Source organism: Buttiauxella agrestis, assembly GCF_900446255.1.
Taxonomy (GTDB): Bacteria; Pseudomonadota; Gammaproteobacteria; order Enterobacterales; family Enterobacteriaceae; genus Buttiauxella; species Buttiauxella agrestis.
In genome coordinates this window covers 3,197,037-3,215,030 of the sequence record NZ_UIGI01000001.1, presented here as the reverse complement: position 1 = coordinate 3,215,030, position 17,994 = coordinate 3,197,037, and the positions used below count along the sequence as shown (strand labels likewise).

14 protein-coding genes, 2 tRNA genes and 1 pseudogene are annotated in these 17,994 nt (G+C 48.8%); 10 read left to right on the top strand and 7 right to left on the bottom strand.

From position 1 onward, the window contains the following. The first annotated feature begins 4 nt into the window (after window positions 1-4). The 3 genes from chbR (at window position 5) to chbG (ending at window position 3,100) form a co-directional block, all read left to right on the top strand. Window positions 5-841 carry a transcriptional regulator ChbR gene (gene chbR / locus DY231_RS15315; protein WP_034494409.1) on the top strand — a complete coding sequence of 279 codons (837 nt, stop codon included), beginning with the start codon at window positions 5-7 and terminating at the stop codon, window positions 839-841. Window positions 842-950: 109 nt separating this feature from the next. Beyond that, on the top strand, window positions 951-2,294 hold the full coding sequence (locus DY231_RS15310; RefSeq protein WP_115629679.1) for a 6-phospho-beta-glucosidase: 1,344 nt from the start codon (window positions 951-953) through the stop codon (window positions 2,292-2,294). A gap of 44 nt (window positions 2,295-2,338) precedes the next feature. After that, on the top strand, window positions 2,339-3,100 hold the full coding sequence (gene chbG, locus DY231_RS15305) for a chitin disaccharide deacetylase (RefSeq protein ID WP_115629677.1): 762 nt from the start codon (window positions 2,339-2,341) through the stop codon (window positions 3,098-3,100). Between the two features lie 101 nt (window positions 3,101-3,201). Here the strand turns inward: chbG and DY231_RS15300 are convergent, their stop codons facing one another. After that, on the bottom strand, window positions 3,202-3,819 hold the full coding sequence (locus DY231_RS15300; protein ID WP_115629675.1) for a TetR family transcriptional regulator: 618 nt from the start codon (window positions 3,817-3,819) through the stop codon (window positions 3,202-3,204). Window positions 3,820-4,095: 276 nt separating this feature from the next. Between DY231_RS15300 and DY231_RS15295 the strand changes: the two are divergent. The 3 genes and pseudogenes from DY231_RS15295 (at window position 4,096) to DY231_RS15285 (ending at window position 11,563) form a co-directional block, all read left to right on the top strand. Beyond that, a pseudogene (locus DY231_RS15295) lies at window positions 4,096-7,205 on the top strand (efflux RND transporter permease subunit). Window positions 7,206-7,281: 76 nt separating this feature from the next. Then, a complete protein-coding gene (locus DY231_RS15290) occupies window positions 7,282-8,436 on the top strand; it encodes an efflux RND transporter periplasmic adaptor subunit (protein ID WP_115629673.1) in 1,155 nt (384 codons plus the stop codon). Between the two features lie 13 nt (window positions 8,437-8,449). Then, complete coding sequence (locus tag DY231_RS15285) at window positions 8,450-11,563, top strand: efflux RND transporter permease subunit (RefSeq protein WP_115629671.1); 3,114 nt, start codon at window positions 8,450-8,452, stop codon at window positions 11,561-11,563. A gap of 133 nt (window positions 11,564-11,696) precedes the next feature. On the opposite strand, the gene DY231_RS15280 is transcribed toward DY231_RS15285, so the two are convergent. Both DY231_RS15280 and DY231_RS15275 read right to left on the bottom strand, forming a co-directional pair. Beyond that, window positions 11,697-11,784: transfer RNA gene (locus tag DY231_RS15280), tRNA-Ser, on the bottom strand. A 171-nt stretch (window positions 11,785-11,955) separates the two neighbouring features. Further along, a tRNA-Ser gene (locus DY231_RS15275) sits at window positions 11,956-12,043 on the bottom strand. A gap of 207 nt (window positions 12,044-12,250) precedes the next feature. On the opposite strand from DY231_RS15275, the gene ghrA reads away from it, so the two are divergent. From ghrA to DY231_RS15255, 4 genes are all read left to right on the top strand, one after another. Further along, window positions 12,251-13,192, top strand: a complete 942-nt coding sequence (ghrA, locus tag DY231_RS15270) for a glyoxylate/hydroxypyruvate reductase GhrA (RefSeq protein ID WP_115629669.1) — start codon at window positions 12,251-12,253, stop codon at window positions 13,190-13,192. A gap of 81 nt (window positions 13,193-13,273) precedes the next feature. Beyond that, the gene (locus tag DY231_RS15265; RefSeq protein WP_115629667.1) at window positions 13,274-14,011 is read left to right on the top strand and encodes a phosphatase; all 738 of its coding nucleotides are present in this window, start codon (window positions 13,274-13,276) and stop codon (window positions 14,009-14,011) included. Window positions 14,012-14,049: 38 nt separating this feature from the next. Next, window positions 14,050-14,604 (top strand): TorD/DmsD family molecular chaperone, encoded by a 555-nt coding sequence (locus DY231_RS15260; protein WP_034494420.1) that lies wholly within the window; start codon window positions 14,050-14,052, stop codon window positions 14,602-14,604. Between the two features lie 107 nt (window positions 14,605-14,711). Continuing rightward, window positions 14,712-15,191 carry a DUF1097 domain-containing protein gene (locus DY231_RS15255; protein ID WP_034494422.1) on the top strand — a complete coding sequence of 160 codons (480 nt, stop codon included), beginning with the start codon at window positions 14,712-14,714 and terminating at the stop codon, window positions 15,189-15,191. Window positions 15,192-15,249: 58 nt separating this feature from the next. On the opposite strand, the gene csgG is transcribed toward DY231_RS15255, so the two are convergent. The 4 genes from csgG to csgD are packed head-to-tail and all read right to left on the bottom strand — an operon-like array spanning window position 15,250 to window position 17,609. Beyond that, on the bottom strand, window positions 15,250-16,083 hold the full coding sequence (gene csgG, locus DY231_RS15250) for a curli production assembly/transport protein CsgG (protein WP_115629665.1): 834 nt from the start codon (window positions 16,081-16,083) through the stop codon (window positions 15,250-15,252). A 40-nt stretch (window positions 16,084-16,123) separates the two neighbouring features. Then, complete coding sequence (gene csgF / locus DY231_RS15245; protein WP_034494426.1) at window positions 16,124-16,540, bottom strand: curli production assembly/transport protein CsgF; 417 nt, start codon at window positions 16,538-16,540, stop codon at window positions 16,124-16,126. Between the two features lie 9 nt (window positions 16,541-16,549). Continuing rightward, window positions 16,550-16,939 carry a curli production assembly/transport protein CsgE gene (gene csgE, locus DY231_RS15240; RefSeq protein WP_034494428.1) on the bottom strand — a complete coding sequence of 130 codons (390 nt, stop codon included), beginning with the start codon at window positions 16,937-16,939 and terminating at the stop codon, window positions 16,550-16,552. Between the two features lie 4 nt (window positions 16,940-16,943). Next, window positions 16,944-17,609: a biofilm master transcriptional regulator CsgD gene (csgD, locus tag DY231_RS15235; RefSeq protein WP_115629663.1), complete on the bottom strand. Its 666-nt coding sequence runs from the start codon at window positions 17,607-17,609 to the stop codon at window positions 16,944-16,946. Window positions 17,610-17,994: the final 385 nt, after the last annotated feature.

Genomic DNA, 17,994 nt, shown 5'->3' with positions numbered 1-17,994 from the left:
CCCTATGCAGCCACCGGTAATCAGTATGGAAATCAATACCGCTCGCGAGAGTCAACTTTTTGATGGTCAACATTTCCACATGTTCATCCACAACAAAGTCGAAAGTGTCTCCGGGCTGCACCAGCATGATTATTATGAATTCACGGTGGTGCTAACAGGACGTTATTATCAGGAAATCAACGGTAAACGTGTGCTGCTGGAAAGAGGGAGTTTTGTTTTCATCCCGCTCGGTTCTTACCATCAAAGTTTTTATGATTTTGGTGCGACCAGAATCCTGAATGTCGGTATCAGCAAGGCTTTCTTTGAACAGCATTATTTACCGTTATTTCCAGCTTGTTTTATTGCTTCACAGGTTTATCAGATTAAGAATGAATTTCTGACATATATTGAATCTGTGACGGCGTCATTAAATTTCCGTCAGGGCGAATTTAGTGAATTTCTTGAGATGGTGACGTTTTATATTGTGAATCGTCTGCGCCATCATAAAGAATCAGAGTCAGGCGGAGATATTCCGGTCTGGCTGAAAAATACCGTCGAGCAGATGCATGGCAAATCGATGTTTGGTGATAAAGCCTTAGTGAATATGGTGGAGCTATCGGGTAAGTCGCAAGAGTATTTAACGCGCGCCACACAACGCCATTACAGCAAAACACCGATGCAAATTATCAATGAGATAAGAATTGATTTTGCCAAGAAACAGCTGGAGATCACGAACTATTCTGTTACCGATATTGCTTTCGAATCTGGTTACAGCAGTGCCAGTATGTTTATTAAAAACTTTAAGAAGTTAACTTCTTTTACGCCGCAGCATTATCGGAAGCAGTTATACAGCATTAAGTGAGTTATTAAATATTCTGTAAATGTATTAGTGAGGGTTAAATATAATCCTCAATAATACATCTATATCGCTGTCTTAATTTACAGTGCAATAAACTTGTACCGGAGTCCTCATGAGTAAAAAATTGAAAGTCGTCACAATCGGTGGTGGTAGCAGCTATACACCTGAATTACTCGAAGGTTTTATTAAACGTTACGAAGAGTTGCCGATCACTGAATTATGGCTGGTTGATGTTGAAGCTGGAAAAGAGAAGCAAGATATTATCTTTGATCTTTGCTTACGCATGATTGAGCGCGCGGGTGTGCCGATTGCACTGTATAAAACCCTCGATCGTCGCGAAGCGCTGGTTGATGCCGATTTCGTTACCACGCAATTGCGTGTCGGGCAGTTGAAAGCTCGTGAACTCGATGAACGTATCCCGTTAAGCTACGGCTATTTGGGCCAGGAAACTAACGGTGCTGGCGGCTTGTTCAAAGGCCTGCGTACTATTCCGGTGATTTTCGACATCATTAATGATGTGAAAGAAATCTGCCCAGACGCGTGGGTTATCAACTTTACCAACCCGGCCGGTATGGTCACCGAGGCGGTTTATCGCCACACCGATTTCAAGAAGTTCATTGGCGTTTGTAACATCCCTGTGGGCATGAAGATGTTCATTAAAGATGTATTGAAACTTGCTCCGACTGATGAACTCAATATCGATCTGTTCGGCCTGAACCACATGGTGTTCATCAAAGATGTCATCGTAAACGGCACCTCTCGTTTCGACGAACTGCTTGATGGCGTTGCATCCGGCACGCTGACTGCGGGTTCGGTCAAAAACATCTTTGACTTGCCGTTCAGTGAAGGCCTGATCCGTTCCCTGCGCTTGTTGCCGTGCTCTTATTTGCTGTACTACTTCAAGCAAAAAGAGATGCTGGCCATCGAAATGGGCGAGTTCTACAAAGGTGGCGCGCGTGCCACGGTTGTTCAGAAAGTTGAGAAACAACTGTTCGAGCTTTACAAAGATCCTGCTTTGAACGTGAAACCAAAAGAGCTGGAACTGCGTGGCGGTGCTTACTATTCTGACGCGGCTTGCGAAGTCATCAGCGATATCTACAACGACAAGCAAAGCGAGCATTACGTTAACGTGCCGCATCATGGTCATGTAGATAATATTCCGGCAGACTGGGCGGTTGAAATGACCTGTACTATTGGTCGCGATGGTGCAACACCAACTCCGCGCATTACGCATTTTGACGAAAAAGTGCTGGGCCTGATTTACACCATCAAAGGCTTTGAAGTTGCGGCAAGTGAAGCGGCTCTGAGCGGTAACTTTAACGATGTTCTGCTGGCGCTCAACTTAAGCCCGTTGATTCATTCTGATAAAGACGCAGAGAAAATTGCTCGCGACTTGCTGCTGGCGCACGAAGCGAATCTGCCAAACTTCGCACAGGCGATTGCTGCACTTAAATAACCGGAAGCCTTCCCTGCAAAGGGAAGGCACCTCGCGAGGCGACAATGGACAAGTTATTAATTGTTAACGCGGATGATTTTGGGCTATGTAAGGCTCAGAATTACGGGATTATTGACGCATTCACCCACGGGGTTGTGACTTCGACCACCGCTATGGTTAACGCCTCAGGTATTGAACATGCGGTGGCGCTGAGTGCGAAACATCCAGGTTTGGCGATTGGCATGCACTTTGTGTTGACACTAGGTCGGCCTTTATCTGCTATGCCAGGCCTGGTAGATGAAAAGGGTGAACTGGGTAAATGGATTTGGCAGCGCGCCGAAGAAGGCTCCCTGGTGCTGGCGGAAATTGAGCATGAGCTGGAATGCCAGTTTGCGAGATTTATCGAGTTGTTTGGCCGCATGCCAACGCATCTCGACAGCCACCACCACGTGCATATGATCCCGCAGATTTATCCAATCGTTGAAGCATTTGCCAAAGAGAAGGGCGTGGCGATTCGTTTCGACTACGATGCCGCGTTACCGGCTGAGCTTGAATGTGTTGGTGTGAAGACTCCCAAAGGGTTCGATAGCGGCTTTTATGGCGATGCCATTTCCGAAACGCTTTTCCTCGAAACCCTGGAAAGATCAACAGCGCGCGGCGAGCAGTCACTGGAGATTATGTGCCACCCGTCCTTTATTGATAACACGATACTGGCCAGCAAGTACTGTTACCCGCGTCTGGCGGAACTGGATGTGCTGACCTCGCCTTCGCTTAAATACGCGATTGCGGAGCGTGGATATCGCCTGGGAACGTTCAACGATTTGTAATATTTTGGTGGTGGATGACGCCTGCGGCTTATCCACCACGCAACACTCCCTGAAACAGGTAGGTCGGATAAGCGCAGCGTCATCCGACACTTATCACAGACTCACGCAGATTTCGTGAGCATCGCAATAAGGCTATCGACAACGTCCGGAGCCTGCTCGTAAAGATTGAGATTCTCCGGCTGCATCAGCCAATTTTTGACTATCCCACTCAGATAACCGTGAACAATGGTTATCGTCAATTCGACATTGGTATTAACAGGGATTTGCCCTTTTGAAATACAATTGCGCAATAACTTTTTCATTCTTTCCCGATTAAACCAATAGCGCTCTCTTATTTCTCGCTCTGAGTACATTTCCCCATTGAATTCGCACGTATGGTAAAGAATTTGTAGGAGTTCATGTTGGCGGCGATCGGTCGAAATGAATTTTAATGTCTCAATTATGATTTCACGTAATAGTTTTAAATCATTATCCGGGTTCTGGATTTTGAGTTTTCGCCTTATTTCCAATGCGATACACGACTGAATATTCCAGATTTCATTAAACAGTGAAACCTTGCTGTCAAAGTGCCAGTAAATCGCGCCGCGGGTCATCCCCGCTGCATCTGCTATGTCGGCTAGGGTCGTTGTGGAGACGCCATTTTTAGCAAATAGTGTGATTGCGACATCAAGAAGATGCTGACGCGTTTTTAACGCATCGGCTTTTGTTTTTCGGGCCATAGGTAATTAACTCTTTATGGATATTAGTTACAAGAATTAACAGGTTTAAATATTATTTTTCTATTCTTAGTTCGATTAATAAAACCGAGAATTATTGTGTGCTTTAAAGTTTTTGATGTCTAGTCCTGGAATATAAGATTATACATACAAGCATGAATCATTAATCGATAAAGCCTCTGTTAAGCTCCTTTTCTCTATATCCATTACAGAGTTATACCCCACGTCTTTCGAGTTGCAGGTGCGTTGGGTTAAAACCTTTAACAGGGAAATTTCTCCATGGCGAAGTTTTTTATCGAGCGCCCCATATTTGCCTGGGTGCTGGCCATCATTTTGATGTTGGCGGGGGTTCTGTCCATCATCAATTTGCCAGTGGCGCAGTACCCAACAATAGCCCCGCCAGCGGTAGCGATTAACGCAACGTATCCCGGTGCGGATGCCAGTACCGTTCAGGATACGGTGACGCAGGTTATCGAGCAAAATATGAACGGCCTCGATAACCTGATGTATATGTCCTCGACGAGCGATGCCTCAGGCAGTGTGACGGTCACGCTGACCTTTAAATCCGGCACCGATCCGGATATCGCTCAGGTTCAGGTGCAAAATAAACTTCAGCTCGCGATGCCTTTATTGCCGCAGGAAGTCCAGCAGCAGGGGATCAGTGTTAAGAAATCCTCCAGCAGTTTCCTGATGGTTGCCGGGTTTATCTCGCAAGATGGCAGCATGAGTCAGGATGATATTGCCGACTATATTTCCTCGAATATCAAAGATCCTATTAGCCGTACGGCAGGTGTCGGGGATGTACAGCTTTTTGGTGCGCAGTACGCCATGCGTATCTGGCTTGATCCGAACCAACTGAATAAATATCAGCTCACAACGCTCGATGTCATTAACCAGATTAAAACCCAGAACGCGCAGGTCGCCGCCGGGCAACTTGGCGGTACTCCCGCCATTCCAGGCCAGCAGCTCAACGCATCTATTATTGCCCAGACGCGCTTGCGTGACCCCGAGCAGTTTGGTCATGTCCTGTTAAAAGTGAGACCAGACGGGGCGAAAGTCGAATTGCACGATGTCGGGCGCATCGAATTGGGCGGCGAAAACTACAACGTTATTGCGCGCTACAACGGTAAACCCGCCGCTGGCCTGGGCATAAAATTAGCCACCGGTGCGAATGCGCTGGATACCGCCAAAGCGGTGCAGGCGCAGATGGCCAAACTCGAACCCTATTTCCCACATGGCTTGACGGTGGTTTATACCTACGACACCACGCCGTTTGTCAAAATCTCTATTCGCGAAGTCTTCAAAACATTGCTTGAAGCCATCGTGCTGGTTTTCCTGGTGATGTACCTGTTTTTACAGAACTTCCGCGCCACGTTAATTCCCACGATTGCTGTGCCGGTAGTGTTACTGGGTACTTTTTCTATCCTCGCAGCGTTTGGCTATTCCATCAACACGCTCACGATGTTCGGCATGGTGCTGGCGATTGGTTTGCTGGTGGACGATGCCATTGTGGTGGTGGAAAACGTTGAGCGCGTGATGGTAGAAGAAGGACTGCCGCCGAAAGAAGCTACGCAAAAATCAATGGGGCAAATTCAGGGGGCATTAGTCGGGATTGCGATGGTGCTGTCGGCGGTGTTTATTCCGATGGCATTTTTTGGCGGTTCTACCGGGGTTATCTACCGCCAGTTCTCGATAACTATCGTTTCTGCGATGGCGCTTTCGGTGCTGGTTGCTCTGATTCTGACGCCTGCACTTTGCGCGACCTTGCTCAAACCGGTTGCCAAAGGCAGCCACGGGAAAACTACCGGACTGTTCGGCTGGTTTAACGCGCGTTTTGAGCAAAGTACCCAACATTACACCGACAGCGTGAAGCAAATTCTGCGTCGCACTGGCCGGTATATGGTGCTTTATGTACTGCTTGTGGGGGGATGGTGGCGCTGTTCCTTCATTTACCCACCTCATTTTTACCGGAAGAAGATCAGGGCGTGTTCCTGACGATGGTTACGCTGCCTGCGGGAGCGACTCAGGCCAGAACTGAAAAAATCATGGACCAGATCACCAATTACTATCTGACCCATGAATCGGCAAACGTTGAATCCGTGTTTACCGTTAACGGATTTAGCTTTAGCGGCAAGGGCCAGAATAACGGCCTGGCGTTTGTGCGACTGAAAGACTGGGACAAGCGTCCTGGGAAAGAAAATGAAGTCACCGCGATTGTAGGGCGCGCCACCCGGGCGTTTAGCAAAATTCATGATGGCATGGTCTTCGCGTTCAATCTGCCCGCCATTACCGAGTTGGGCACGGCAACGGGCTTTGATTTTGAGCTAATCGACCAGGCGAGCCTTGGGCACAATGCGCTGACACAGGCGCGAAATCAGTTACTGGGCATGATTTCAAAACGCCCGGATATGCTGGTGCGAGTGCGCCCGAACGGTCTCGAAGACACACCGCAATTCAAGCTGGAAGTTGATCAGGAAAAAGCGCAGTCACTGGGCGTGAGCATTTCTGATATTAACCAGACTATTGCTACTGGTCTGGGTAGCACCTACGTCAATGACTTCATCGACCACGGGCGAGTGAAAAAAGTCTACCTGCAGGGCCGGGCGTCCAGCCGTATGTTACCGCAGGATATTAACAGTTGGTATGTGCGCGGCAGTAGCGGGCAAATGGTGCCGTTTTCAGCCTTTGCCAGCGCGCGTTGGATTTATGGTTCACCGCGCCTGGAGCGTTACAACGGCCTGCCGTCCATGGAAATCCTCGGTGAAGCGACGCCGGGTAAAAGTACCGGTGAAGCCATGTTGTTGATGGAAGATCTGGCGACGAAATTGCCGAGCGGAATTGGCTTCGACTGGACAGGCATGTCTTATCAGGAGCGCTTATCCGGCAACCAGGCCCCAGCCCTTTACGCCATCTCTTTGCTCGTCGTTTTCTTGTGTCTGGCGGCCCTTTATGAAAGCTGGTCCATTCCTTTCTCGGTCATGCTGGTAGTGCCGCTTGGCGTCATCGGAGCGCTGCTTGCCGCCACATTGCGCGGATTAAATAACGACGTTTATTTCCAGGTTGGGCTACTGACCACCATCGGCCTGTCGGCCAAAAACGCCATTCTGATTGTCGAGTTTGCCAAAGACCTGATGGACAAAGAAGGCAAAGGGTTAATCGAGGCAACGCTCGACGCGGTACGCATGCGCCTGCGTCCGATTCTGATGACTTCCCTGGCCTTTATTCTCGGCGTAATGCCGTTAGTCATCAGCAGCGGAGCGGGGAGTGGTGCGCAAAATGCCGTGGGTACGGGCGTGATGGGCGGGATGGTTTCCGCCACGCTATTGGCGGTCTTTTTTGTTCCGGTGTTCTTTGTGGTCATCAGCCGCCGTTTTGGAAAGTCGAAATAACAGGAATACGCCGCCGGTGGAATGCGTCTGACGGCGACAGGTCTTTACTTTAAGAATCAAGCTTTAAGGAATAGTAATGAAGAAATATGGTGAGTTCATCCTGCTGCCTTCCGTGTTGTTGTTAGCGGCGGGTGTATTAACGGGTTGTAATGATAAAGGTGACGAAAAGGCAGCAATGCCTGCGCCTCAGGTCAATGTGTATACCGTTACAGCCGCGCCGTTAGCGGTGACAACTGAACTTCCAGGACGCACCGATGCCTTCCGTGTGGCAGAAGTTCGCCCACAGGTCAGCGGTATTATTCTGAAGCGCAATTTTGTCGAAGGCAGCGATATTCAAGCGGGAAGTTCGCTCTATCAGATTGACCCGGCACCTTATCAGGCTGCATGGAACAGTGCGCAAGGCGCACTGGCTAAAGCTAAAGCGGCTGCGAATATCGCGCACTTAACGGTGAAACGTTACGTACCGCTGCTCGGGACAAATTACATCAGCAAACAAGAATACGACCAGGCCGTTGCGAATGCCCAGCAGGCCGATGCCGAAGTCACCGCGGCAAAAGCGGAAGTGGAAAACGCGCGCATTAATCTGGCCTACACCAAAGTCAGCTCGCCAATTGACGGGCGTATCGGTAAATCGAATGTCACCGAAGGGGCGTTAGTGACTAACGGCCAGGCTTCATCAATGGCAACGGTGCAGCAACTCGACCCGATTTATGTCGATGTCACCCAATCCAGCAATGATTTTATGCAACTCAAACAGTCGGTTGAGCAGGGAAGTCTGAAAAAGGCGAATGGCAAAACCGCTGTGCAGCTGATGATGGAAGATGGCCAGCCTTATGCATTAAACGGTGAACTGGAATTTTCTGATGTGACGGTCGATCAGACCACCGGTTCTATCACTTTACGCGCCGTGTTCCCCAATCCGCAGCACCAGTTGCTGCCGGGGATGTATGTGCGCGCGAAAATTGACGAGGGCATTCAGCCTGAAGCGATTCTGGTGCCGCAGCAGGGTGTGACGCGCAATCCACGTGGAGATGCAACGGTGATGGTAGTTGATCAAAACAACAAAGCCGAAGTCCGTGAAGTGACTGCACCGCAGGCGATTGGCGATAAATGGCTGGTGACTAAAGGCGTTAAACCGGGTGACAAAGTGATTGTCAGCGGGCTTCAGCGCGTTCGTCCTGGTGTTGCTGTACAGATAGTGCCGGATAGCGCTGCCGCTCAAACCCGCTAAGGTATTCTGGATAATGGCTAAGTTTTTTATTGAAAGACCCATTTTTGCCTGGGTGTTGGCGATCATCCTGATGATTGCTGGTGCGCTGGCAATCCTGCAACTTCCTGTCGCACAGTATCCGACGATTGCACCTCCTGCTGTCGCAGTGACGGCAACATATCCTGGTGCAGATGCGCAGACGGTTCAGGACACCGTGACGCAGGTTATCGAACAGAACATGAACGGCATCGATAACCTGATGTATATGTCTTCCACCAGTGATTCCGCTGGTGGCGTAACCATTACTCTGACCTTTAAGTCAGGCACCAGCCCGGATATTGCTCAGGTTCAGGTGCAGAACAAACTGCAACTGGCGATGCCGCTGTTACCGCAAGAGGTGCAGCAGCAGGGGATTAGCGTTGAAAAATCATCCAGTAGTTTCTTACTGGTTGCCGGATTTATCTCCGATAACCCGGCGCTGACGCAGGATGATATTTCTGATTACGTGGCATCCAATATTAAAGATTCCATTAGCCGTACCAACGGCGTGGGGGATGTTCAACTGTTCGGTGCGCAGTACGCCATGCGTATCTGGCTGAATGCGGATGCGTTGAACAAGTATCAACTCAATGCGGGCGATGTCGTTACGCAGCTAAAAATGCAGAACGACCAGGTTGCTGCCGGGCAACTTGGTGGTACACCAGCGGTCAAAAATCAGCAACTTAACGCTTCGATCATTGCCCAAACGCGCTTACGTGACCCCGCAGAATTTGGCAAAGTGACGCTGAAAGTGAACCCGGATGGCTCCGTGGTGCATTTAAGTGACGTGGCGCGAATTGAGTTAGGAGGAGAAAACTACAATACGGTGGCGAAAATTAATGGTCAGGCCGCAGCAGGTCTGGGGATTAAGCTTGCCACTGGTGCGAACGCGCTGGATACCGCAGCAGGTATCAAGGCAAAACTGGCTTCGCTGCAACCTTATTTCCCGCAGGGAATGAAGGTGGTTTACCCGTACGACACCACGCCGTTTGTCAAAATATCGATTCATGAAGTGGTGAAAACGCTGTTTGAGGCCATCATCCTGGTGTTCCTGGTGATGTACCTGTTCTTGCAGAATTTCCGCGCGACGCTGATCCCGACTATCGCGGTGCCGGTAGTGTTGCTCGGAACCTTTGCCGTACTTTCTGCGTTTGGTTACTCGATAAACACGCTCACCATGTTTGGTATGGTGCTGGCGATAGGCTTGCTGGTTGATGATGCGATTGTGGTGGTGGAAAACGTTGAACGCGTGATGGTCGAAGACCATCTCTCGCCAAAAGAAGCCACCAAAAAATCGATGGGCCAAATTCAGGGTGCCTTAGTGGGTATCGCCATGGTGCTCTCGGCGGTATTTATACCGATGGCGTTTTTTGGTGGGTCAACAGGGGCCATCTACCGCCAGTTCTCGATAACCATCGTTTCGGCGATGGCGCTCTCGGTGCTGGTGGCGTTGATCCTGACTCCCGCGCTGTGCGCGACGTTGCTAAAACCGGTTGATCCAAAGGCCCATGAAAAAACCGGTTTCTTTGGCTGGTTTAACACAAAATTCAACCAAAGCGCGCATCACTATACAGACAGCGTCAGCAATATTTTGCGCAGCACCGGGCGCTACTTGCTGCTGTATCTGATCATTGTGGTCGGCATGGCGGTGCTATTTTTGCGTTTACCGACCTCATTCCTGCCCGAAGAAGATCAGGGCGTGTTTATGACCATGGTGCAACTGCCTGCGGGTGCGACGCAGGAACGGACGCAAAAAGTGCTCGACGAGATATCGAATTATTATCTCAACACCGAAAAAGCGAATGTCGAATCGGTATTTACGGTCAACGGCTTTAGTTATAGCGGGCAGGGGCAAAACTCCGGGATAGCTTTTATTAGCTTGAAACCGTGGGAAGAGCGTGCAGGTAAGGAGAATGGCGTCGGTGCCATTGTTGAGCGGGCAACAAAAGCTTTCGGTAAAATTCGCGATGGGCTGATATTCCCGTTTAACTTACCGGCGATTATCGAGTTAGGGACGGCCACTGGCTTCGACTTTGAATTAATCGACCAGGCAAACCTGGGGCATCAACAATTGACCCTCGCACGTAATCAACTGATGGGGATGGTGGCAAAACATCCTGATATGTTGACACGTGTGCGCCCGAATGGTCTGGAAGACACGCCGCAGTACAAGCTCGAAATCGACCAGGAAAAAGCGCAATCCCTTGGCATTAGTCTTGCTGATATTAACCAGACGATTGCCAGCGCACTGGGCGGCACTTACGTGAACGATTTTATCGATCACGGCCGAGTGAAGAAAGTGTATGTCCAGGCGGATGCGCGTTTCCGCATGTTGCCGCAGGATATTGATAATCTGTTTGTTCGCGGTAGCAACGGGCAAATGGCACCGCTTTCAGCATTTTCATCGTCACACTGGATGTACGGTTCGCCACGTCTTGAACGCTATAACGGTTTGCCATCTATGGAACTGTTGGGCGAAGCGGCGCCGGGGAAAAGTACCGGTGAGGCGATGGTGCTGATGGAACAGCTGGCGTCGAAACTGCCGTCCGGGATTGGTTACGACTGGACGGGAATGTCTTATCAGGAACGGCTTTCCGGGAACCAGGCACCTGCGCTGTACGCTATCTCTTTAGTCGTGGTGTTCTTGTGCCTGGCAGCGCTTTATGAAAGCTGGTCGATACCGTTCTCGGTCATGCTGGTGGTGCCGCTCGGTGTGGTGGGTGCGCTACTGGCGGCGGCGATGCGCGGAATGAACAATGACGTTTACTTCCAGGTGGGGCTGCTGACGACCATCGGCTTATCGGCAAAAAACGCGATACTGATCGTCGAATTTGCCAAAGATCTGATGGAGAAAGAAGGTAAAGGCTTGATTGAAGCCACGCTCGATGCGGTGCGTATGCGCTTGCGCCCAATATTGATGACGTCACTGGCATTTATTCTGGGTGTCATGCCGCTGGTATTAAGCAGTGGGGCAGGCAGTGGCGCGCAGAACGCAGTGGGAACCGGCGTAATGGGCGGGATGCTCTCGGCGACCTTGCTGGCCATCTTCTTTGTGCCGGTCTTCTTTGTGGTGATACGAGAGCGATTTAGCAAACGTAAGCCAGAATAAATCTGACAAGCCCGAACTTAGGTTCGGGTTTTTTTTGCAGATCGTGGGTACAGATAGCGTCATCCGACAAGAAGTACACAAATTACAGACGAAAAAAAAGTCTGAACGTGAGTTCAGACTTTCTCTTTAAATATGGCGGTGAGAGAGGGGTTCGAACCCTCGATACGTTGCCGTATACACACTTTCCAGGCGTGCTCCTTCAGCCACTCGGACACCTCACCGTATTGTTTTTGTTGCCAACTTCAGGGGGCAACGGGGCGCTACTATAGGGATTGAACCGCATTCGGTCAAGTTTAATCTTCTGTTTGCGTACCGTTTGGTCAAGCTATGAACGATGCCAGATTTAAGGCAAAAAAAAGTCTGAACGTGAATTCAGACTTTCTCTTGGAATATGGCGGTGAGAGAGGGGTTCGAACCCTCGATACGTTGCCGTATACACACTTTCCAGGCGTGCTCCTTCAGCCACTCGGACACCTCACCGTTTTGTTGTTCCTTGACTGCTGGAACGGGCGCTAATGTAGGGAAAACAATTGGCGGCGTCAATCCACTTTTTAGTTATTCTGGTGCGTTTAGCCAAACTTCAAACAACTTGTTTCTTAAAGCGCCAGAACGTGATGGTTTTTTATTACATTCATCTTATGTATTGTTAAGTGCTTGCTGATAAGTCTAAGAAATAACGGAGAAAGCATGGATATTATTTTTCACCATCCAACCTTTAATACCCAACAGTGGATTGAAGGCCTACATCAAAAACTTCCAGAAGCAACGGTTCGCCAGTGGTTGCCTGGCGATAACCAGCCTGCGGATTATGCGTTGGTCTGGCATCCCCCGGTTGAAATGCTCAGTGGCCGTCCGACACTGAAAGGGGTATTCGCGTTGGGGGCGGGAGTGGACTCCATTCTGAGTCAACTCCAGAAACACCCTGAGATGCTGCCAAAAGGTGTACCGCTATTTCGCCTTGAAGATACCGGTATGGCGCTTCAAATGCAGGAATATGCCGTCAGCCAGGTGTTGCACTGGTTCCGCCGCTTTGACGATTACCAGGCATTAAAACAGCAGGCGAAATGGGAGCCGCTGGAAGATTATCGCCGCGAAGATTTCACCATTGGTGTGCTCGGTGCGGGGGTTTTGGGGGGGAAAGTCGCTGAAAGTCTGGCGGCCTGGGGCTTCCCGGTACGCTGCTGGAGCCGCAGTAAAAAAGATTATCTGGGTATCACAAGTTACGCGGGCGCAGAACAACTGGGTCAATTCCTCTCCGGCACTCGCGTGCTGATTAACCTGTTACCAAACACACCGCAAACCGTGGGCATCATTAACAGCGAGTTGCTTAATAAACTTGCTGATAATTCTTACGTGATGAACCTTGCGCGTGGCGTGCATTTGGTTGAAGACGATCTGCTGGCGGCACTTGATAGCGGTAAAGTAAAAGGTGCGATGCTCGATGTGTTTGCCAAAGAGCCACTTCCTCAGAGCAGTCCATTGTGGAAACATCCTCGCATTGCGATTACCCCGCATCTTGCTGCGGTCACACGTCCTGAAGAAGCGATGACGTATATCGCGAAAACGATTCGCCAAATTGAAAACAAGGAATCACCGAGCGGACAGGTTTCTTTCGATAACGGTTACTAAACCAATGCCCGGCCTGGTCCGGGCTAAAAAACAACGGCGATAACTGCTATCCTTGCGGGAAAGAGATAAAAGGAGAGAGCCATGTATCCCGTTGACCTGCACATGCACACCGTCGCCAGCACCCACGCCTATAGCACCCTTCATGACTACATCGCGATTGCTAAAAGCAAAGGCATCAAACTGTTTGCGATTACCGATCACGGCCCGGATATGGCTGATGCACCGCATTACTGGCATTTTGTGAATATGCGCATCTGGCCACGAGTGGTCGATGGCGTAGGTATTTTGCGTGGCATTGAAGCCAACATTAAAAATACCGCCGGGGATATCGACTGCACCGGCCCGATGCTGGACTCACTCGATCTGATTATTGCCGGTTTCCATGAGCCTGTCTTCCCGCCACAGGATAGTGCCACGCACACCGAAGCCATGATTGCAGCGATGGCGAGCGGGAATGTCCACATTATCAGCCACCCAGGCAATCCAAAATTCCCGGTCGATATTCAAGCCATTGCGCAGGCGGCGGCAAAATACAACGTGGCGCTGGAGCTGAATAACTCTTCATTTACGCATTCGCGCAAGGGAAGTGGCCCGAACTGCCGTGCTATCGCTGCCGCAGTGCGAGACGCGGGGGGCTGGCTATCGTTGGGCTCCGACTCCCATACCGCCTTTACGCTCGGGGATTTCGATGAATGCCGCAAAATTTTGGCGGAAGTCGAGTTCCCGGAAGATCGTATACTGAATGTTTCCGTTCGCCGTATGCTCGGGTTCCTTGAATCCCGCGGCATGGAACCTATCGACGAATTTGCCACACTTTGATTATCACTGACTGAATTTCTACTAAATGGACCGTTAGCATGAATGAGTTTTCAATTATTTGTCGCATCTTAGGATCACTGTATTACCGCCAGCCTCAGGATCCACTGTTGGTTCCGCTGCTGACGATGATCCGCGATGGCAAACTGGCTGAACATTGGCCGCTGGAGCAAGACGAGCTGCTGGCTCGCCTGCAACAAAGCTGCGATCCTCAGTTGTTGGCTGCTGATTACAATGCGCTGTTTGTTGGCGAAGAGTGCAGCGTGCCGCCGTACCGTTCAGCATGGGAAGCGGGCAGCAACGAAGGCGAAGTGCGTGAGTTCCTGAAACAGCGCGGTATGCCACTGGCCGACACCCCAGCCGATCATTTTGGCACTTTATTGTTAGCGGCTTCATGGCTGGAAGATCAGTCACAAGAAGATGAGTTTGAAGCGCAGGTTCGCTTATTTGACGATTACCTGTTGCCATGGGCGGGGACGTTCCTGGGCAAAGTTGAAGCTCACTCTACAACCCCATTCTATCGCACCCTGGCCCTGCTGAGCCGCGAAGCTATTCAGGCGATGCGTGATGAGTTAGAAGAAGAAAACGAAGAGTAGTTTCATGTGATTTAAATCACATTTAGACTGCAACTCATCAATAAGATCTACAAAAAATGTGCGGTAGATCGTGGTCGAACCATAAGGCTCTGCTATGATACGCCGCTATGAACATACTTATTTCTCTGGCGTTGACTACCGGTATTCTCTCAGGCCTCTGGGGTTGGGTTGCGGTGAGTCTCGGTCTACTCAGTTGGGCAGGCTTCCTCGGTTGTACCGCGTATTTCGCGTGTCCACAGGGTGGTCTCAAAGGGCTTTTCATTTCTGCATGCACCTTATGCAGCGGTGTACTCTGGGCGCAGGTGATTATTCACGGTAGCGCCCTGGCTCCGCATCTGGAAATTCTGGGATACATGGTCACAGGTGTTGTGGCGTTTCTGATGTGCGTACAGGCAAAACATATGTTGTTATCGTTTGTGCCTGGAACGTTTATCGGGGCTTGTGCCACCTTTGCAAACCAGGGTGAATGGCGAATTGTGGTGCCTTCGTTGCTGCTCGGACTCGTCTTTGGGTTTGCCATGAAGAACAGCGGCCTTTGGCTGGCAGCGCGAAAAGCAAAGCCTGAATCTCAAGTTATTGCCGAATAGAATTAGACGCATAAATAAAAAAACCAGCCGCGGCTGGTTTTTTTCTATCTGCTGAATATCAGGATTCAGGAGGGACGGACATTTCTCTGTACTTAGCGAGTATCGGATTATTAATATCTTGCGGATTTTGCAGATCCCACAAGCCGCGATTAATACCATCATTAACCAGATAAATAACCCCTGTTTCAATGGCCGACATCAGACACATCATCACTGGTTCGTTAGTCGTATAACCGATTTCACCTTCCAGCAAACGTTGGTAATCTACAAAGCGGAATACCCCGGCCTGAACTTCATAAGACAAAATCGTTTTACTGGTGTTTACCGACGACAATACTTCACCGGTACTGACGTTAACGACACGCAAGTTAACGGCAATTTGATCCAGCTGGTATTGTGTTTCGCCACCGATACCAAAATAGCGTGCGCCCACACCACCAGATTTCACGTTACTTTCATACCCAATAATTGAACCTTCAACCATCACGTTTGCAGCAATAAGAGAATCAAGTGGTCTGCGATTATTTTCGGCAACCGTGCCATTTTCCTGTGCTGCACGAATGATCTTACGTTCGTTTAACAGGTTTTGCAGGCCCTGACGCTCCAATGGAACAAACCAGCGTGAATCTTTCAGCGCTGTTACCAGCATTGAAGTCGCACTCTGTGGAACAGCCGTTGAGAAGTTACTTGCTGGATAAGGTTTAAATTGCCCGGTTTCATCCTGAATATTATAAACCGAGACAAACAGTTTCCCTTTTGATTCCGGCAAATGGGTTAAATCACGATAACTTTGCGCCCGAGGCAAAAGTGTAGGTTTCGCAGCTTCTTTTGGTGGCGCTGTCAAACAACCACTTAATAAACACACCGCTACGATGAGAAGTAAACGCTGCATGATGTTTATCCTTAAATACTTTTTCATTATTTAAGAGCCACTAGAAATCAGTAGATGAGTTCTGTAAGCCAGCAACCTGAATAGTTGATGTCTTCCCTGTTTTACGGTCAGTCACATTTAATTGCAGCTGCCCATCAGAGTTGGCGATATCAACGATAAAATCATTGGTTACCATGCGCCCTGGTTTGCCTGTATTAATATTGCTGAGCAAACCGCCCAATAACTGTGACTGAATGGCCTGAGTAAAGTTATCCAGTGCAGACGGAGTTTCAATACCAAAGTTGTCATCGAAACTGGGGTCTTTGTATGAGTTTTGTGCTTGTGCAGAATTAAGTAAAAAAGACCCGTTATTAGGGTTCCCGCCAAAATTTGGGTTCGTAAATTGGAACGTCATACTTCCCGCCCACGAAAGGGGCGATATTAGCAGTAAAGACAAAACTGCATGAGTGATACGCATGGCAGCCTCCTAAAATTCGTCGGTGGTTAAATCGCCGGTGCTCAACAATGTCTTGTCAATTTGCCGGCGATTAATCGCTTCTTCGGTTTGAACCAGTGCGATAGTGACGTTGCGGTCAAAATCACGTTTTGAAGGGAATAAAAAGGACTGAAAAATAACGTCCTGATCGACTGTAATGGTAATCCAGCTTCCCCAACGGGCACTGGGTCGCTCATTTATAGTTAAATTCCCGGTAAAACTGCTTTCCCACCTGTCACTGAAGGCTCGATAAAAGTCATGGCCCACGGAAGAAACGGTGTGATCCGTTAATAATCCGGGGATTTCAACTTCCACGGCGCGAACGCCCCCGGAGGCGCAGAGTAAAGCTGACGCCAGCAGTAAAGCAGCAGATAATTTCATCGCCTTATCGCCTGAGGTTGTCGTTTGCCCAGGAAACCGCCTGAGTGCGGTTTTTTACAGATATTTTCTTGAAAAGATTATAGAGATGAGTTTTTACCGTGTTTTCACTTATAAATAACGACTGAGCGATTTCAATATTCGAAGCGCCAATACGCAATTTATTAAGTATTTCCTTTTCACGGTGAGTCAATAGAGATGACTCGACATTATTGAAACGATAATTCCCTGAGTGATTAATAAGGTAGCTTGCTAACTTTTGCGAGAAGTAGCACTCTCCGGCCATCACACCACGAATTCCTTCTACCACACGCGGTTCTTCCTCAGACATATAAAACACACCATTAATATGCGGCCAGTTTTCTATGTCACGGAATTGATACTCTTCAGGGGTGTTTAATAACAACAACTTAATGCTGTTATGTTTGCGACCTAAGTTATCCTGCCAATAGTTAATCAGCTTTTTATCGGCTTCAACCATATCGAAAAGCACCACAACATTACCGACGACATCTTCAAGAGAGCGTTGAATGTTATGAAGTTTCCCATTAATAGAGAGTGAAGACTTTAGATGCTGTAATAACGCAGTCGCTTGTAGCGAGGGTTTCGTGATCAACAATAAAGTTTGAGCATTTAACGCCTGACTATTCATTATATGGACTTCATTAAACATGATGAAACTCCATCCGAGTTTGCGCATCAATCAGCTGGATTAACAGAAAGTTAATCCACCAGAAGTACTGATAGGTGCTGCACTGCTGTGTTTGAAATTAATGTAACACTGTCAAATAACGCTAAGTTGCGCCCTGACTTATTGTGTTAAACAAAATGTTACTGCTGATTTCAATCTAGCGGTTACTAATCTTAAAGCAAGTGTTAAAGCTGTTACAGAATGTAACTGTAGATATTAAAATGTTGCAACTGAATGTTTTTACTATTTAGTTTTAATACTAAAGTTGTACACATATTATAAATTGCACAATTTTAAAAATCATACAAATGATTCTATTTGATTGATTTTAAAGTATTTTTTGATTTTGTTTTTCTGTGCACTGAAA

What these genes read in the sequence shown, in the direction of transcription:
- chbR (WP_034494409.1), top strand. Translation starts at nt 5, where the DNA reads ATGCAGCCACCGGTAATCAGTATGGAAATCAATACCGCTCGCGAGAGT.
- DY231_RS15310 (WP_115629679.1), top strand. Translation starts at nt 951, where the DNA reads ATGAGTAAAAAATTGAAAGTCGTCACAATCGGTGGTGGTAGCAGCTAT.
- chbG (WP_115629677.1), top strand. Translation starts at nt 2,339, where the DNA reads ATGGACAAGTTATTAATTGTTAACGCGGATGATTTTGGGCTATGTAAG.
- DY231_RS15300 (WP_115629675.1), bottom strand. Translation starts at nt 3,819, where the DNA reads ATGGCCCGAAAAACAAAAGCCGATGCGTTAAAAACGCGTCAGCATCTT.
- DY231_RS15290 (WP_115629673.1), top strand. Translation starts at nt 7,282, where the DNA reads ATGAAGAAATATGGTGAGTTCATCCTGCTGCCTTCCGTGTTGTTGTTA.
- DY231_RS15285 (WP_115629671.1), top strand. Translation starts at nt 8,450, where the DNA reads ATGGCTAAGTTTTTTATTGAAAGACCCATTTTTGCCTGGGTGTTGGCG.
- ghrA (WP_115629669.1), top strand. Translation starts at nt 12,251, where the DNA reads ATGGATATTATTTTTCACCATCCAACCTTTAATACCCAACAGTGGATT.
- DY231_RS15265 (WP_115629667.1), top strand. Translation starts at nt 13,274, where the DNA reads ATGTATCCCGTTGACCTGCACATGCACACCGTCGCCAGCACCCACGCC.
- DY231_RS15260 (WP_034494420.1), top strand. Translation starts at nt 14,050, where the DNA reads ATGAATGAGTTTTCAATTATTTGTCGCATCTTAGGATCACTGTATTAC.
- DY231_RS15255 (WP_034494422.1), top strand. Translation starts at nt 14,712, where the DNA reads ATGAACATACTTATTTCTCTGGCGTTGACTACCGGTATTCTCTCAGGC.
- csgG (WP_115629665.1), bottom strand. Translation starts at nt 16,083, where the DNA reads ATGCAGCGTTTACTTCTCATCGTAGCGGTGTGTTTATTAAGTGGTTGT.
- csgF (WP_034494426.1), bottom strand. Translation starts at nt 16,540, where the DNA reads ATGCGTATCACTCATGCAGTTTTGTCTTTACTGCTAATATCGCCCCTT.
- csgE (WP_034494428.1), bottom strand. Translation starts at nt 16,939, where the DNA reads ATGAAATTATCTGCTGCTTTACTGCTGGCGTCAGCTTTACTCTGCGCC.
- csgD (WP_115629663.1), bottom strand. Translation starts at nt 17,609, where the DNA reads ATGTTTAATGAAGTCCATATAATGAATAGTCAGGCGTTAAATGCTCAA.